The 15,640-nt window shown below is 39.9% G+C and carries 16 protein-coding genes; 8 read left to right on the forward strand and 8 right to left on the reverse strand.

Annotated elements, in window-relative coordinates; genetic code table 11:
* Positions 1-8 precede the first annotated feature (8 nt).
* The 3 genes from EHQ64_RS13045 to EHQ64_RS13055 all read right to left on the reverse strand — a co-directional run bounded on the left by EHQ64_RS13045 (position 9) and on the right by EHQ64_RS13055 (position 1,355).
* Complete coding sequence (locus tag EHQ64_RS13045; RefSeq protein ID WP_135649907.1) at positions 9-365, reverse strand: hypothetical protein; 357 nt, start codon at positions 363-365, stop codon at positions 9-11.
* A 107-nt stretch (positions 366-472) separates the two neighbouring features.
* On the reverse strand, positions 473-889 hold the full coding sequence (locus tag EHQ64_RS13050) for a MaoC family dehydratase (RefSeq protein ID WP_135649908.1): 417 nt from the start codon (positions 887-889) through the stop codon (positions 473-475).
* A gap of 13 nt (positions 890-902) precedes the next feature.
* On the reverse strand, positions 903-1,355 hold the full coding sequence (locus tag EHQ64_RS13055; protein WP_135649909.1) for an FAS1-like dehydratase domain-containing protein: 453 nt from the start codon (positions 1,353-1,355) through the stop codon (positions 903-905).
* Between the two features lie 210 nt (positions 1,356-1,565).
* Here EHQ64_RS13055 and EHQ64_RS13060 point away from each other — a divergent pair, with 210 nt between their 5' ends.
* Positions 1,566-3,965, forward strand: coding sequence for a sulfatase family protein (locus EHQ64_RS13060; protein WP_135649910.1), 2,400 nt, complete (start codon positions 1,566-1,568; stop codon positions 3,963-3,965).
* A 109-nt stretch (positions 3,966-4,074) separates the two neighbouring features.
* Positions 4,075-4,302 (forward strand): hypothetical protein, encoded by a 228-nt coding sequence (locus EHQ64_RS13065; protein WP_135649911.1) that lies wholly within the window; start codon positions 4,075-4,077, stop codon positions 4,300-4,302.
* A 13-nt stretch (positions 4,303-4,315) separates the two neighbouring features.
* Here EHQ64_RS13065 and EHQ64_RS13070 read toward each other — a convergent pair whose 3' ends face one another.
* Entirely contained in the window at positions 4,316-5,614 is a 1,299-nt protein-coding gene (locus tag EHQ64_RS13070) for an OmpA family protein (RefSeq protein ID WP_135649912.1), read from the reverse strand.
* 225 nt (positions 5,615-5,839) lie between these two features.
* On the opposite strand from EHQ64_RS13070, the gene EHQ64_RS13075 reads away from it, so the two are divergent.
* Positions 5,840-6,874, forward strand: coding sequence for a helix-turn-helix domain-containing protein (locus EHQ64_RS13075; protein ID WP_135650579.1), 1,035 nt, complete (start codon positions 5,840-5,842; stop codon positions 6,872-6,874).
* Positions 6,875-7,084: 210 nt separating this feature from the next.
* Positions 7,085-8,776 carry an alpha/beta fold hydrolase gene (locus tag EHQ64_RS13080; RefSeq protein WP_135650581.1) on the forward strand — a complete coding sequence of 564 codons (1,692 nt, stop codon included), beginning with the start codon at positions 7,085-7,087 and terminating at the stop codon, positions 8,774-8,776.
* Between the two features lie 50 nt (positions 8,777-8,826).
* Here the strand turns inward: EHQ64_RS13080 and EHQ64_RS13085 are convergent, their stop codons facing one another.
* Complete coding sequence (locus EHQ64_RS13085; protein WP_135649913.1) at positions 8,827-9,441, reverse strand: hypothetical protein; 615 nt, start codon at positions 9,439-9,441, stop codon at positions 8,827-8,829.
* Positions 9,442-9,535: 94 nt separating this feature from the next.
* Positions 9,536-9,853: a divalent-cation tolerance protein CutA gene (cutA, locus tag EHQ64_RS13090; protein ID WP_135649914.1), complete on the reverse strand. Its 318-nt coding sequence runs from the start codon at positions 9,851-9,853 to the stop codon at positions 9,536-9,538.
* Between the two features lie 202 nt (positions 9,854-10,055).
* Here cutA and EHQ64_RS13095 point away from each other — a divergent pair, with 202 nt between their 5' ends.
* Positions 10,056-10,907 carry a patatin-like phospholipase family protein gene (locus EHQ64_RS13095; protein ID WP_135649915.1) on the forward strand — a complete coding sequence of 284 codons (852 nt, stop codon included), beginning with the start codon at positions 10,056-10,058 and terminating at the stop codon, positions 10,905-10,907.
* A 102-nt stretch (positions 10,908-11,009) separates the two neighbouring features.
* Here the strand turns inward: EHQ64_RS13095 and EHQ64_RS20235 are convergent, their stop codons facing one another.
* Together EHQ64_RS20235 and EHQ64_RS20240 are read right to left on the reverse strand one after the other, a co-directional pair.
* On the reverse strand, positions 11,010-11,156 hold the full coding sequence (locus EHQ64_RS20235; RefSeq protein ID WP_165782587.1) for a hypothetical protein: 147 nt from the start codon (positions 11,154-11,156) through the stop codon (positions 11,010-11,012).
* Positions 11,157-11,701: 545 nt separating this feature from the next.
* On the reverse strand, positions 11,702-11,848 hold the full coding sequence (locus tag EHQ64_RS20240; RefSeq protein ID WP_167882403.1) for a hypothetical protein: 147 nt from the start codon (positions 11,846-11,848) through the stop codon (positions 11,702-11,704).
* A 537-nt stretch (positions 11,849-12,385) separates the two neighbouring features.
* On the opposite strand from EHQ64_RS20240, the gene EHQ64_RS13100 reads away from it, so the two are divergent.
* From EHQ64_RS13100 to EHQ64_RS13110, 3 genes are all read left to right on the forward strand, one after another.
* Positions 12,386-13,549, forward strand: a complete 1,164-nt coding sequence (locus EHQ64_RS13100; protein WP_135649916.1) for an acyl-CoA dehydrogenase family protein — start codon at positions 12,386-12,388, stop codon at positions 13,547-13,549.
* Between the two features lie 86 nt (positions 13,550-13,635).
* Positions 13,636-15,060 (forward strand): anthranilate synthase component I, encoded by a 1,425-nt coding sequence (trpE, locus tag EHQ64_RS13105; protein WP_210410866.1) that lies wholly within the window; start codon positions 13,636-13,638, stop codon positions 15,058-15,060.
* Positions 15,057-15,635: an anthranilate synthase component II gene (locus EHQ64_RS13110; protein WP_135649918.1), complete on the forward strand. Its 579-nt coding sequence runs from the start codon at positions 15,057-15,059 to the stop codon at positions 15,633-15,635. The genes trpE and EHQ64_RS13110 overlap by 4 nt, the downstream gene beginning before the upstream one ends.
* Positions 15,636-15,640: the final 5 nt, after the last annotated feature.

Here is a 15,640-nt window from a genome sequence, read left to right on the forward strand (position 1 = left end):
CGAAAAACTTAGGAATTCTCCTTTTTTAAAAGAAGAAGAGTCCAGATCCCGCATAAAAATTCGAAACCGCTCGGTAATAATATCATTGGATGGATCCATCCTAATACTACAAAAATCGCCAGGACCAAAAATTGAAAACTTCTGGAATGAGTCGTTAATTTCAAGAAAGGTCGGATATTTTCTTGCCCCATTCTAAAATAAAAATATCCTAATATGACAAGAGTAAGCCCTACTACTCTGACCCAGACATCGCTTGCACTCAATAGGAATAAACTTAAGAAAAGATTTGGGATCGTTATTAAAAGCAGGCCTTCCACCAAAAGGAATACTCCGAAATATTGCACACTTTTTGCCGCGTTAATCATGGGCAGTATGCATATCCTAAATTAATCGAAGAACAACCGCTTTTTACACGCGGGCATAAAAAAGCCCCCGAAACTTCGGAGGCTTTTCAAATTTGGAAATGGATATATTAGCAGGAAACCACTAATTCTCCAGAAGCTTTTACTTCTCCGGATTCGTCGGAAGCTTCAACAGCAACTGTCAGAAGTTTTTCTCCATTCTCTTCTTTCTTACGTTTGATCTTACCGGAACAAGTTAATTTTTGTCCTGGTTTAGTCATAGCTTTGAAAGTGACTCCAAATTCTTTGATTTGCTTTTGGTCTGCCCAAGAAGTGCAAAGTCTTCCGATCTGAGCCATTACGAACATTCCGTGAGCGATCGTACCGTCCAATCCGGTCTTACGCGCAAAATCAGGATCATTATGGATCGGATTAAAGTCTCCGCTTGCTCCCGCATAACGCACTAAATGCGCATGAGTGATTGCGTCCACTTTTATAGGAGGGAGTTCTTGTCCTACTTCGTATTTGTCGAATTCAATTTTACTCATTGTCTTCCTCCGATCATTGTTCCGGCTTACGGATGAATATGGACATTTCCGCTTCGATAACAGTTTCACCTTTAGAGTTACGGATCGTAGTACGGAAGGTCATAGTGTCCATCTTACCGACGGTTACGTTAACACATTCTCCCTGGGAAGAAACTTTACCAGGATAAAGAGTTTTAACATAATTATATTTTTCTTTTAAATGTAGAATTCTGGAAGTGTCTACTCCCATGTTCTCCATATCTTTCCAAATTTTAGGATATCCCCAAAACTGGATCACTGTTGGGAATGTAGGAGGAGCAGGAATGTCTTCATAACCTGCTTTTTTTGCTGCTTCTACATCGAAGTATATCGGATTGCTTTCACCGATCGCTAAACAAAACTCTTTAATCTTTCCGCGTTCAACGTCGAATTCGTAGGCGTCGAGTTTTGTGCCGATCAGGTCTTTTGAAATGCCTTTTTCTGCCATAATCCTTTTCCTTGGGATTGGTTTAAAAACCTTTGAAGGATCTAAGATCCTTTCTATGGCCCTATTATTTAGACACCGACTCCTCCGGTCCATTGAATTTTTACTAACGAACGTTCTGTTCGACAAAACGAATGTTCACCGAATACTGTTCATCAGGATGATAAAGGTTGTAAAGCCTCCCCTTAAAAAAAATCCTGTATTTGTTCTGTTATGATTTCTTTTGACTCCAAACTTTTCAGGGTTTTGGCTTATTTCCTGCTTCTATTATTCATTTATGATTGCAGACAAATATTTTCAAGATCAGTTTCAGGAGAAGAAGAGACCATAATTCCGATTTGGGACGGCCTACGCTCCTTAAAAAAAACCGGAAGTCATTGCAAAGGAAATCCGGAGATCGCAATCCAAAAGATCTCTTATCATTATAAAAAAAATCCTTCCAGATATTCGGAACTTCCTATCCAGGAAAAATGGAGAAACACTCAACTTACTATATTAAAAGATAAACAAACTCTTCTGAATGAATCTAGAGATAGTTTATTACTTTTCCAAAATGGAGATTGTGAGATCTCATCCGAGTTTCTGATTCCTGAAGGAAAGATCTCGGATTTTAAAAATGTTACCTTAGACTTTTCAAACACACAACTCTCTTCGGTAGGAGAAAATATTTCTTCTTCCGGAAAACTAACGATCCGCTTGGGAGAAGGTGTCGTGTTCTCTCAAGAATTGGAAAGTAAGGGCAAAGAATGGATCGATCATAAGATCGTTTTGCCTGAACATCTAGCAAGAAGTTTGGAAGAAGATCCAAAACCTCTTTGGAAATTCGAATGGGCCCCTAAAAATCCTGGAGATCTACTATTCTTAGGACAACCGATACTGTATTCTTCCGTAACCGATCCGGAATTATGGGGACCTAAAGAAAACGTAATATTGATCGTAGTAGATGCCTTGAGGCCGGATCGTTTGGGATTTGGAGGTTCTCCCGTTGCAACTAGTCCACATTTGGATGAGTTAGCAAAAGACTCGGTGATTTTCGAGAATACTTTTGCAAACGGAAATTGGACCAAGCCAAGTATGATCTCATTTTTTACAGGAAAGATCGCTTCTGAACTTGGACTCGGAAACGCTTGGTTCTATTCAAGCAATTTACATAGAAAAATTTTCTATTCAAAAAAGCCGAGTACACTCCCGAATCATCTAAGATCCAAGGGTTATCTGACTGCAAGTTTAATGAATAATGTTTTTCTTTTGGATTATACCGGAGTTGGAGTAGATTTAGGCTTTCATAAACTATTTCAACCCGGAAAGGACAAAGACGATACTGAGCTCATACTTGCGGAATCCGTCCAATTCCTGAACCAAAACAAAAATAGAAGATTCTTCCTACATATCAATATCAACACCCCTCATTATCCATATCTACCTGAGAGAAAATATCTGGATCAGCTCTCCAAACAGACTCCTCCTGAAGTTTGGAACCAATACGATCCATATGTTAAGAAATATCTGGCTGAAATTTTATACACAGATGAAGTGATCGGCAAAATTTTAGAAGAAGCAAAAAAAACCGGAGCCTTCGATAGATCTTGGATTGCTGTAGTAGCAGATCATGGTGAACTTCAATCCTTAGAACATTATTATCATCATCATTTCGTCGCGGAGAATTTACATGCTCACGGAGAAACTCATTACGACGAAGAGATAAAAGTCCCTTGGATCATTCACCCTCCTGCTTCTGCAAGATCTGATATTCAAACAAAGAAATTCGCAAAGCAAGTTTCTCTTCTTTCTCTATTTCCGACTTTAGTAGGAGCCTTAGGGATCCCTTGCAGTAAAGATCAATGTGATGGAAACGATTATTCCAAAGTGATATTTGGAGAAGACGGTCCTGATACGGAGGAATTCGTATATACGGAAGGAAGATTTTCCGAATCCATCCGCACTGAAAAATACAAACTGATACGCAGATATCCAGGTTATGATTTCGTAAGAAGGACCAAAGAAGGAGAACCTCATAAAATGAAGGAAGAACTTTATTCTTTGGAAAAAGATCCGGGAGAATCAAAAAATCTAATCACTCAGGATCCGGAACTTTTAAAACAGGCCAGAAACGATCTGAATTCTCACAGCCTAAAAAAGAATGTCTTTAAATTAAGATTACCTGCATGCGAACAAGATTGTATCCGAAAAATCGAGATCGGGATCCAAGGCGGGATCTATAAGATAGTCTCCGATCATCCCGTAACTGAGAACAGAGTAGACACAAAATCCGCTTCCTTAACTGTTTCTCAACCAAAAGGAAAAGATGCTCTTATTTCCATTCTTACAGTAGAACCTGTTTTTGGTTTTCGTTTATCCGTTCAGAAAGACGGAAAAACGGAAGATTATAAATCCGGAAAATGGGGAATTCTCTCCGAAGCAAGTTCTAAAATTTATAGGGATTCGCCGGAAATAGTCGCATCAAATAGACAACCATACGAATTCAAAACTTCTAAAATACCATATATATACAATGACGCCGGACTTTCCGGAAACTCGGATTCGACCGAACAAGCAGCTTTAGGAAAAGAGGTGAGAAAAGTTTTGGAAAGTTGGGGATATATTCACGAATAAAAAACGTTTTATATAAAAGTTTAGGCACCTTTCCACCAAAACTCCTTGCAATTTCCGTTTCCTACTTTAACTTATCCGATTGCCAATCCATATAAATCAGGTGAAAAGAATGAAAGTTAGAAATTACGCGTTCTATATTACTTTAATATTTAGTTTTTTATCCTGCGGCAGCGATCCAGTGAAACGTTGCGAAGACAGAAGAAAAGTAATGAGAGACGCGGTCTGCCAAGCGGTGGGCGCTCACGAACCCGGAACACAATCATATAACGATATATTAACTGCTTGTTTATTGGAAAGTAACCATTTCAGCGATTGTCAGAACGAAACTTACTTTTAACGAAAACTATCGTTTATTCTAAAACGATAGTGATATCTACTCTTCGGTTTTTAGCTCTGCCTGCTTCGCTAGAATTTTCTACGACAGGCTGGGTTTTACCGTATCCTCTATAAGACATTCTAGTTTCTTCAATCCCATGAGAATCTCTTAATTCCTGTAAGACGCTCAATGCTCGATCTTGAGAAAGTTTTAAATTATATTCTTGGCTTCCTCTGTCGTCTGTATGGCCGCTGATCCTAATCTCTCTATCCGGATACTTTTTCAGAACGTCTGCAATTCTATCCAAAACTTTTTTGGATTCTGGTTTTAGATCTGACTTATTATAATCAAAGAGAAGATTATCTAACGAAAGAACAACTCCTTCATTTGATTTTCTGATCTCAACGGGAGCACGATCCGCAACTTCTTCTTCCGGATTTCCTTCCCATTCCGGCCATTCCAACCCGTTCCCTTTTTTCCCATTCGGTTGTTTTTTAGGACGAGTCGATCCTTCCGGAAAAGGACCTAAAAGCCTTCTTACTTCGTCGGCAATTTTGTCCTTATCAGTTTCTGTTACAGAGTTTTGTTTATTATACAGACCATGGATCTCAAAAGACATCTCCTGTGCGATCCCGTTCGGAAAGACGAATGTATATGCAAGTTGAACATATTTATATTGAGGAACACCAGCATCCGAATCAAAAAATACTTTCCCCTTCGCAAATCCATAAATTTTATACGGAAGATTTTGCGCCTGAGGTTCGGATTCTTTCATTAGATTATAATTATATTCTATAAGGTCCGCATTACCTCTTCTGCCTGCATATTCCCAATCTTCTTTTCCTTGATATGAGTATTTTGCTTGAACAGGGATCTCTATTCTGGCGGAAGGAAATTGAAAACTTTCGGAAGCAGGCTTAACCCACTCTTCCCCCACTGCAACTTCCTTGGAGGAAAAGCTAGGCAACGATCTAAGATTGGGCATACTGTATTCGGGAGGCACGGTATATTGACCGGTTTCCGAAATATAAAATTTACTCTTGAAAGTTTTGTCCTTATAGAATGCGGGATCTAATTCCGGAAACTTAATATAGGTGTCGAATATTGCAGAAAAGTCGCAACCTTCCTTCTTGCAGGAGACCGCTTTTAGTAAGATCCTATTTTTATCTTCCCTATGGATGACCCTAGAACCTTGGCGGGCTTTTACTCTATGAAATTCGTTTAATTCTAGATCGTCTCCAGATTTCATTTTCCAACGAAATAAGACAGGCGATTCTGAAAATACATAGGAGGGTATTAGGAATAATAAGAGTAGAAACCCTCGTAGTGCCATAGTTATAGTTTCGAAATTTTTCCCTAAAAACTTAGAAAGGAATCTTAAAAAACAGGCCCCTTTCCAAAGACTTAGACTAAAAATACCGATTTTTTCCTGTTTATAATACTACTTAGAAACCTAAGTTTCGATCGGAAGAACTTGACAAGAAGGGATAAAAATTCCATCCAATTCTTCGTGCTTCCTCATTTTCAAGAGATTGTGTTCTTTGGAGTTCTATTCTGCATGTTATTATGTGTGGCAGGATTACTTCGGCCGGAAAGAACCGCTGGTTTTAAGATTTTATCCCTATTATCTTTTTGTGTTTCGATCCAATTCTTATATGTTTACTTTCTATTAAAGGGTATTTATTTCGAACCCTCGTTTTTAAACCATCTACATATTCCCTTAGCTTGGTTTTTAGGGCCGGGAATGTACAGTTTATATTCAGTTACCGTAAGAGAGGAAAAATTTAGCACATTCGAAAGAAGTTTTTACTTCCCCGGGATCGGATTATCTATTCTTTTCCCGATCATACATTTAGTTTTACCTCAAAGCTTTCAAGCCCATCCCATAGACTACTTTGAGCAAGGATCCACTAGTTGGTTGGACCTCCTACTAGTAGGAGCTTATACCAGCAATTTAGTTTATTATTCCGCGATCGTTTGGCAAACCAGAAGATCCTTTCAGTGGGATAGATTAAAAAGAGATTCAGGAGCAAGACTTCTTCTTTATATAGTTATTGGAAGTGGAAGCGCTACCTTAGTTTTAGTATTAGCTTATTTATTCAGAGACATACACCTGTTATTCGCTTCGGTTTTAGGTACGGTTGTATATGCGGTAACAGGTTACTTGGCCCAAATTTATTTGCCGGAAGTATTTCGAGAGATCGGACCTTCTATGAGAGACGCTTATAGAAATTCTAGATTAGAAGGGATCGATACGGAAGATTTAGAAAATCGTTTAGATAATTTGATGTCCAAAGAAAAAATCTATCTACAAGAAGATCTTTCTTTAACAATACTATCCAGTCAATTGGATATCAAACCATATCAGTTATCCGAATTCTTAAGTCAAATAAAGGGAACTAACTTTTCAAAGTTTGTAAACGGATACAGGGTCGCGGAAGCTGTTCGTATTTTAGAAAAAGAGAACGGAGCGAACATTCTTTCCGTAGCGTACAGATCCGGATTCAATTCAAAGGCAACTTTTAACCTTGCATTCAAATCTATCCAAGGTGTTTCCCCTAGAGAATTTTTACGTAAAACTAAAGTGTCCTAATTTGAACGAACGTTTTACTCCGAATTTGTTTAAATAAAAAATTAAGACCTTTTAATTTGTCCAAAATCCGAATCCAAGACGACCCTAACTTACATACGGATTATACTCCTTCTCCATTAAGCGATAAATTAGCAATGACTGAAAAGCTTATGGAGAATAGTGATGAGAAAACAATATCGAACGTTAGGTATGCAACTTTGCATACTTGCGATGCTAATAGTAGGGTCCTTTACATCTTGTAATAGTGATTCTTCAAAAAATACGGAAGCTGCTGCACTGCTTGCTTCCTTAGATCCTAGTTTAGGACAGGCTGCTGGATCCGGAAAAGTTTCCGAACTAGAAGATTCCAGCACTCAAATCCAAAACGCGTTTGCTCAAGAGAACGACGGAACTTTCACTTTTAATAATAATGTTAAGGTGACTGCGTTCGACGGGGTAGTACTTGAAGCAAGTCTCTTCCAACCTACAGCTCCCTCTCCTACAGGAAAGTATCCTGCTGTGATTTTTGTAAATAGCTGGGCATTGAACAAATACGAGTATTTGGTTCCGGCCGCAAAACTTGCAAAAAAAGGGTTTATAGTAATTACCTATAGCACCAGAGGTTTTGGAGCTTCAGGCGGTTTGATCGACACTGCAGGTCCTAAAGATAGATCAGATTTAGGTAAAATTATAGATTGGTTGCTTGCAAACAGCCCTACAGATCCCGCAAATATCGGTATTTCTGGAATTTCTTATGGAGCTGGAATTGCCCTCGCAGGTCTTAGCACTGAGCCTAGAATTAAAACTGCAGTCGCAATGAGTGGTTGGGGAAACCTAAAACGTTCTCTTTATGGAAACGATACTCCAAGATTAGTTTGGGGCTTACTTTTAGTAGCTTCCAGCTATATCACCGGAAAACCTGATCCAATTATCGCACAAAATTTCGGAAAACTTATCCAACATACGGATATTGATTTCGTAACTACTTGGGCAGCAGACCGTTCTCCTGAAACTTTTGTAGGACAACTGAATGCTTCAACCGGGAAGTCGGTATTGATCTCGAATAATTTCGAAGATTATTTGTTCAATCCGAATGCGGTTCTGGACTATTACGCACAAATCCAAATCCCGAAAAAACTTTTAATGAACGAAGGAATTCATGCATCCGCGGAAATCGGTGGGATACTTGGTTTTTCCGGTACTGTTTGGGATAACGCGTATGATTGGTTCGATTATTGGTTGAAAGGGATCAATAACGGGATCATGGCAAAACCTCAGGTTACTTTCCAAAAACGTTTTGCCGGTCCGAGAGTTACTCTTCCTTCTTGGCCTTCTCCTACTGTATCCGATAAAACTTTCTATTTGAAACCTAGAAGTTTATTCTCTAACGGAGAAATTTCCACAAGCCAGAACACAACTACCACTTCGACTGGAATTCTTTCAGGAGCGGATACGGTTGCTACGACTGGATTTCCAATCTTAGGGGATATTCTCGCTTCTCATGCGGAAATTCCGGTACAAACCAATTTAGGTTTTGTAAGTAGAGTGAATGGGATCGTTTACCAATCTTCCAATCTAAGCTCTATTTTAAAGATCAGAGGGAAAATGTTCTGGAACGGAAGAGTTTCTTCTAGTTTAGGAAAAGCGAATATTAACGTTTATTTCTACGATGTGGATAAATATGGAACTGCGACCTTGATCACTCATGGAACCGGGACTATTTTCGACGCGGGCTGGTATGAAACTAGGGATATTTCTATAGACTTAAACGCAGTAGCTTACGATGTTCCTGTCGGAAATAAAATCGCGATTGCGATCGATACTTTCGATATAATGTATTCTGTTCCTACGGCCTTGATTTACGGACTAGATGTAAAACATGGTAAAACACCTCAGTCTACTTTAGTGGTCCAAGCAGAATAATCTGTCTTGAATTTCCATCCCTCTTTGGGGCGGGTTAGACCCGCCCTTTTTTATGCCTCTCTTTCCTTTCTCCATTGGATATAATCAGGCAATTCGGTCAGTTCTATAAATCCTTCTTCTTCAGGGTCGTCTGGAAGCATTCCAATCTCGTAATGTCCGATCTCTTTTGTGAATGTATCTTCTCCGAGTAGAGTCTCGAGTAGAAGTCCAACCGCTTTATTTAGGTGAGGATTAGATTCCACATTCGGAAAATCAGGAAAACAAATTTTAACTCCGAAACTTTTGGGAAGATTTGTGTTTTCTAAAGGAAGAAACCAGATCTCTTCCGAATCTAATTCCAAACCTTCGTGAAAGATAACGGTTCCTTTTTCCTGGTATTGGTCGACGGAATAGACGTCCCAGCCTGAAATTTCAGGAGCAAGATCTACAAACCTTTCTGCATCAGTGTACAGATCCTCGTCTCCGGCGGTAATTACAGTAAATTCGTAAGGACTCTCGTCTCCGCCGCCTATTTCGAAATAAAACTCGGAATTCACTTCCTGGAGCCTGTCCATGAGATCGTCCAAAAGACGGTCTCTTTCCTTATCCTCCAGATCATCCAGTTTTGTATAATACCGGCTATTTTGGGAAAACCAGGTCCAAAACTTTTCCGCTTTTTCTTCCATTCATCCGCCTCGGTTACAAATCTATCGGGATTTCGGCTCCGAAGATTCGACAAAAATATCCGAATGTATGGAAAGATTGTTTAAAGGGAAAGAATTATTTTCCGATTTCCGAATCTACCCATTGCAAATACTTTTGGTTGGCCTCTTTGATTTCCCAGGACACGATGCATGGAACCGTGTAACTATGGAGTTCCGAAATTCTAGCCAAAACTTTTTCCGCAACCGAATCTTTGGTTTTTAATAGGAGAACGGTTTCTTGATTATGCTCGAGCCTACCATGCCATCGATAAATGGATTTCATTCCAGGTATTAGATTGGCACAAGCCGCTAATCTTTCATTCACTAGAGTCTCCGCGATATGCAAAGCCTCGTCCTCGTTTTTAGTGGTGACGTAAAAAGTTCGATAGCTCATTCCTTAGTAATACTCCCGAGAAAGCTTTGTTTCAAGAATGATTCGTTGAAATCAGAATTTCGGATCGATAAAAGTTCCTGAAAAAACGAGGGATAATTTTACCCTAAAATCGTTTTCCAAAGATATAAAATCCATATTCCTAAGGATTTGTATAAGAGGGAAAATTCTGGACAAAGTTTGGCTCCAAATTAAGAAATTCGCAATGGCTTCTAAAAAATCGCCGAACCTTATATTTCGAAAATCATACGATGCCCTTGCATTGAACTCCGCTTTTTTCGGCTTTTATGCCCATTCAGGATTTTCCCTGGGGTTGAAAGAGATTGGTTTTCAGCCGGCTGCAATTGCGGGCTCTAGTTCAGGAGCATTGATCGGATCCTTAATTGCAGCAGGACTTCCCCCGGAAGAGATCACCAGATTTATACTCACTTTGAAAAAGAGCGATTTTTGGGACGGAAATCTATTCAGTCAAATTTTGAAACCTTTCCGCAAAGGGCTTAAAAATTATTCCGGCCTATTGTCCGGAAAGAAGATCAGAGCATTATTAGAGCCATATATTGGTGGAAAAGATATCTCCGATATGCCTACCAGAATGGGGATCGCTGTATCTAATCTTACCAAAGGAATTAGAGAACTTAAGACCGAAGGAAATATAATCGATATGATCCTTGCCTCTATGACTTTTCCGATCCTATTCGAGATCCCGAACTTTCAGGGAGAAGAATTTTTGGACGGAGGGGTTGCGGATGCGGAACCGATCAAAGAATTTATTTTGGATCCGAGTATCAAAAGGATCGTGGTCCATGATATTGAGAACCGTAAACCAGTTTCGGATAAAATTTTGCTGAGAGCTTTCGATTCTTGCGTAAGCGTGATCTCAAGCGAAACAAAAGATCTAAAAGAACTTTTGGCCAAAAAATACGGGAAGAAGATTATACGGGTCGTCACAAATACTCCATATCTTCATCCGAATAAAATGGAAAACGGAAGATTGGCCTTGGAATTAGGAAGAAGGTCCGCTCATTTTATGAAGGATCAGATCTTAGGAAAATCCTAATCGGATAAATTAATCTTTTATAATATAAAAAGCCGCCCAAACGGACGGCCCGGAGAAATGATAAGAGAATAATCGTCTGAGAATTTCTTCTCAGTCCTTAAATTACTTCTTAGCGTCTTTTTTAGGATCAGCTTTAGGAGCTTCTTTCTTTGCTTCTTCTTTTTTAGGAGCTTCTTTCTTTTCTTCCGCGCTTAATGCAAAAGCTGCAACGAGAGATAAAGTGGTGATTGCTAATACTAGTTTTTTCATTTGGATTCTTCCTTTTCTGAACTTCCTCCTCGGATTCCCCCGAGTTGGAGTAGAATTCTTATACAGCAATCCGTCTGTTTTACAAGCATAAAATTCACTATAACAGAATATTTTTTCAAAATAACATCGCGATTCATTTACGACCATTTTTCAGAAAAATCGCCTAAGGACAGACCTAAAGCCTGAGTATTCGGCATTTCAAAGGATCTTTGAACCGCGTCCGGGGACCCAATTGGGAAAAAGTAGCTGACAGTGAGAAAAGGATCTTATGAATAAGAAACAGGAGTCTTAGGACTCCATCGTCGCTTCACTCTTATATCCGGCGCTGTCTAATCTGGCCGGATTCTTTTTTAAGATCAGATCCAACTCCGAGAATACTTTCTTAAAGCGGATCAATTCGTTTAATGATCTTATTTATCTCTAGCTTTTATTAAACTGAACGGACTCTTTATATATGTATAAATAAAAAAGGGCCCTCTCAACGAAGGCCCTTCTTGTCGCTGCACTCTTATATCCAGTGCGGACGCTTTTAAACCCTTGTAGGATTATTTTTTAGCGTCTTTTTTTACGTCAGCCTTTGGAGCTTCTTTCTTAGCTTCTTCTTTTTTAGGAGCTTCTTTTTTCTCTTCTGCGCTAAGTGCGAAAGCTGCAACGAGAGAAAGAGCTGTAAGCGCTAATACTAGTTTTTTCATGGATTTTATCCTTTTAGTTTTTTGAACCCGGAATTTTCCGAACTCAAGGGAAAAGATAATCCAAAAAATTATAGGCCGCCCACAATCAAAATTCGCGACTTTATATAAAATTTCGCTAAAATAGCCTTCTTCTTTTTTTTATAAAACGTATTTAAAATCTTAATTTAAGAGAATGAGAATGGAACGAAATAAATTCGATTTTGGGTCTTAGCGGAAGAGAGTTTTTCCCCCGATTTCACTCCATTGGAAATTTATTTCCAATATTTGAGCGCCCGTTCAGTGCCCTAATTTCGGCATTTATTTAATTTCAGGATTCAGACTACTTGTTCAAGTCCAGCCGTACGTTCTTGACTCGGTACCCTTCCGCTTAGAACCTGTTCCTTAGGGTTTTTCGTAGGGATTTTTTATCCGGTCCGAATTTAGGATTGGAATCGTATTTTTATCTTTTGGAAGATTTGCTAATCTTTTCAAAAGAAACGTGATCCCGTACATCACGTTCTCCCTTAGAGACCCTCATTCCAATTAAGGTTAGTTATTATGGATTTCGCTCTTTCAGACGATCAAAAAGCGCTTAGAGGCCTCGCGAGAGACTTCGCAAAAAATGAGATCCGCCCTAAGGCAGAACATCATGACAAAACGGGAGAATATCCTCTTCAGATCTTGAAAAAAGCCTGGGAGATCGGTTTGATGAATATCCACATTCCGGAAAAATATAACGGCGCCGGAATGGCCGAATTGGATGACACCATCATAGGCGAGGAATTGTTCTGGGGTTGTTCCGCTATGGCGACTGCAATTCTAGCAAATAACCTTGCACTTGCTCCCGTTCTGATCGGAGCAAGCGATGAGGTCCTGAAAAAATGGGTCCAACCAATGACAGAACAATTCCAACTCTGTGCATATGCGGTGACTGAACCGGGTGCAGGGTCCGACGTTGCAGGTATTCGTACTACTGCTCGTAAAGTTGGGGACGAATATATCATCAACGGATCCAAAATGTGGATCACTAACGCGGGTTATGCGGATTGGTTCTTTGTTCTTACAAAAACGGATCCTGCAGCTGGACATAAAGGGATCACTGGATTTATAGTAAGTTCCAAAACTCCGGGTGTAGTAGTCGGCAAAAAAGAATTGAACATGGGACAAAGATGTTCCGACACCAGAGGAATTACTTTCGAAGAAGTAAAAGTCCATAAAAGCCAGATGATCGGAAAAGAAGGCGACGGTTTCAAGATCGCGATGGGAGCTTTCGATCATACTCGTCCGGGAGTTGCGACAGGTGCTGTCGGAGTTGCAAGAGCTGCTATGGAACATGCATTAGAATATGCTAAAACTAGGACCGCTTTCGGAAAACCAATCATAGAGAACCAAGCAATCTCTTTTATGATCGCTGAGATGGCGAGAGATATCGAGGCAGGAAGATTACTTTGCCACCAAGCAGCTTGGTTGATCGATAATGGTTTCCGCAATACTTACCAAGCTTCTATTGCAAAAGCTTTCTGTGCCGATGCTTGTATGAGAATTACTACCGATGCGGTCCAGGTTCTGGGCGGTTACGGATTTAACTCCGAATATCCGGTAGAGAAGTTGATGAGAGATGCAAAAATATTCCAGATCTATGAAGGAACTTCTCAAATCCAAAGATTGATCATTTCTCGTTATCTTACAGAAGGTAAGGGAATCGAAGGACCAAACATCTGAAGGAATTTTCCTTAACATACGAAGAATTTCTGGAAAGAACCAATTCCGGAAATTTGATCCCGGTATTTAAACAGGTCTTTCTAGACCTGGAGACCCCGGTGTCCCTTTTTGCAAAATGGGGTGGCACCGAGGCAAAACATTCTTTTCTTTTAGAGTCCGTAGAAGGCGGAGAAAATGTAGGTCGAAACTCCTTCTTAGGAAAAGATCCTTACAGATTATTGTACGGTAAGAACGGATTATTTTACCTTTCCAAAAGAAAAGAACCTGAAACAGAGATCATCACTTACGACCCATTATTCTTATTAGAATATTGTATGGGAGATGATAAATACGTACCGGATCATAGATTGCCTTCTTTCCAAGGTGGTGCTGTAGGATTCCTTTCTTTCGCTGCAGTACGTTATTACGAAAAGATCCCGGATACAAAACCAGAGGACGAACCGGCACCGGACGCTTACTTCGCATTATATGACGAAGTTTTGGTAGTGGATCATGTGGATCGCCTTCTTAGGATCGTAGTCAACGCGAGGCTATCGGAATACGAAGATCCTAAGGCTTGTTACGAAGCTACATTAGAAAAAATTGATGCAATCGAAAAGGAACTTAGAGAAGGAGAACTCCCTGGCTGGGTGAAACATCCTCTTGAGTCCAAAGAGAAGTTGGAATACCAACCGAATATTCCTGATGAAGATTATAAAAAAGCGGTCCAAAAAGCGAAGGAATACATTTACGCTGGAGATATCTTCCAAGTAGTTCCTTCCAGAAAGTTGGAGTTCCGACCTGGAGTTCCTCCTTTCCAAGTATATCGCGGACTTCGCACCGTAAATCCAAGCCCTTATATGTATTTCCTGAAATTGGATGATATCTCTTTAGTAGGTTCTTCTCCTGAGATTATGGTTAAGTGTAAGGATAGAAAAACTTATCTTAGACCGATCGCTGGAACAAGACCAAGAGGAGCAACCCCGGAAGCGGACAAACTTTTGGAAGAAAATCTTCTCGCAGATCCCAAAGAAATCGCAGAACATATCATGCTCGTAGATCTAGGCCGAAACGATTTAGGTAGGGTTTGCGAAGCAGGAAGTGTGAGAGTGGAAGATTTTAAGATCATCGAAAAATATTCCCACGTAATGCATATCGTAAGCCAATGCTCCGGGATCTTAGAGGAAGGAAAATCCGTATACGATCTATTAAGAGCGACCTTGCCTGCTGGAACCGTTTCCGGAGCACCTAAGATCAGAGCAATGGAGATCATCGACGAACTAGAAAGAACTCGTAGAGGGATTTACTCGGGAGCCTTAGGTTATATTTCCTACGAGGGAGATACAGACATGGCGATCGTGATCCGTACGATTTCCTTTTATGGAGAGAAGGCGTTCGTGCAGGCTGGCGGTGGTGTAGTTTATGATTCTTCTCCGGAAGGCGAATTAGAAGAGACCAAAAATAAAATGGCGGCCCTTTTAAGAGCGGTTGATTTTGCTCGAAACGGATTGAAAGGAGAATGGAATAGATGATCCTTCTCATAGACAATTACGATTCTTTTACATACAATCTATATCAGTATTTTTCACAGATCGGGAATAAAGTAGAAGTATTCCGAAATGATAAAATTGATCTGAGTGAGATCAAAAGATTAAATCCGAAAGGTATTGTTCTTAGTCCGGGCCCAGGGCGCCCGGAGGATTCCGGAGTTTGTATCGATGTTCTAAAAGAACTTCCAGGACAACTTCCTATTTTAGGAGTATGCCTTGGACATCAGGCGATCGGTTTAGTGCATGGAGGAAAGATAGTAAACGCTCCTACGATCATGCACGGGAAAGTAAGTTTGATCCAACATGACGGTAAGGATATTTATAGATCCCTACCTTCTCCTTTTTTAGCGACTAGATATCATTCTCTTGTGATCCAACCGGAAAGCCTTCCTGTAGAATTGGAAGTTTCCTCTAAAACGGAAGATGGAATTATTATGGGAGTTCGTCATAAAACGAAACCACATTTGTATGGAGTTCAATTCCATCCTGAATCAATAATGACACAAGACGGATTGGAAATAGTAAGAAACTTTTCTAGAATCGTATCAGAAGCTTAAATCAA

It is taken from the genome of Leptospira sarikeiensis (genome assembly GCF_004769615.1).
GTDB classification, from domain to species: Bacteria; Spirochaetota; Leptospiria; order Leptospirales; family Leptospiraceae; genus Leptospira_B; species Leptospira_B sarikeiensis.

Excerpts from the sequence above, each read along its gene's own strand:
- cutA (WP_135649914.1), bottom strand. The coding sequence starts at position 9,853 with ATGAGCTATCGAACTTTTTACGTCACCACTAAAAACGAGGACGAGGCT.
- EHQ64_RS13085 (WP_135649913.1), bottom strand. The coding sequence starts at position 9,441 with ATGGAAGAAAAAGCGGAAAAGTTTTGGACCTGGTTTTCCCAAAATAGC.
- EHQ64_RS13110 (WP_135649918.1), top strand. The coding sequence starts at position 15,057 with ATGATCCTTCTCATAGACAATTACGATTCTTTTACATACAATCTATAT.
- EHQ64_RS13095 (WP_135649915.1), top strand. The coding sequence starts at position 10,056 with ATGGCTTCTAAAAAATCGCCGAACCTTATATTTCGAAAATCATACGAT.
- EHQ64_RS13060 (WP_135649910.1), top strand. The coding sequence starts at position 1,566 with ATGATTTCTTTTGACTCCAAACTTTTCAGGGTTTTGGCTTATTTCCTG.
- EHQ64_RS13075 (WP_135650579.1), top strand. The coding sequence starts at position 5,840 with ATGTTATTATGTGTGGCAGGATTACTTCGGCCGGAAAGAACCGCTGGT.
- EHQ64_RS13100 (WP_135649916.1), top strand. The coding sequence starts at position 12,386 with ATGGATTTCGCTCTTTCAGACGATCAAAAAGCGCTTAGAGGCCTCGCG.
- EHQ64_RS13045 (WP_135649907.1), bottom strand. The coding sequence starts at position 365 with ATGATTAACGCGGCAAAAAGTGTGCAATATTTCGGAGTATTCCTTTTG.
- EHQ64_RS20235 (WP_165782587.1), bottom strand. The coding sequence starts at position 11,156 with ATGAAAAAACTAGTATTAGCAATCACCACTTTATCTCTCGTTGCAGCT.
- EHQ64_RS13065 (WP_135649911.1), top strand. The coding sequence starts at position 4,075 with ATGAAAGTTAGAAATTACGCGTTCTATATTACTTTAATATTTAGTTTT.
- EHQ64_RS13050 (WP_135649908.1), bottom strand. The coding sequence starts at position 889 with ATGAGTAAAATTGAATTCGACAAATACGAAGTAGGACAAGAACTCCCT.
- EHQ64_RS13055 (WP_135649909.1), bottom strand. The coding sequence starts at position 1,355 with ATGGCAGAAAAAGGCATTTCAAAAGACCTGATCGGCACAAAACTCGAC.
- EHQ64_RS20240 (WP_167882403.1), bottom strand. The coding sequence starts at position 11,848 with ATGAAAAAACTAGTATTAGCGCTTACAGCTCTTTCTCTCGTTGCAGCT.
- EHQ64_RS13080 (WP_135650581.1), top strand. The coding sequence starts at position 7,085 with ATGCTAATAGTAGGGTCCTTTACATCTTGTAATAGTGATTCTTCAAAA.
- EHQ64_RS13070 (WP_135649912.1), bottom strand. The coding sequence starts at position 5,614 with ATGGCACTACGAGGGTTTCTACTCTTATTATTCCTAATACCCTCCTAT.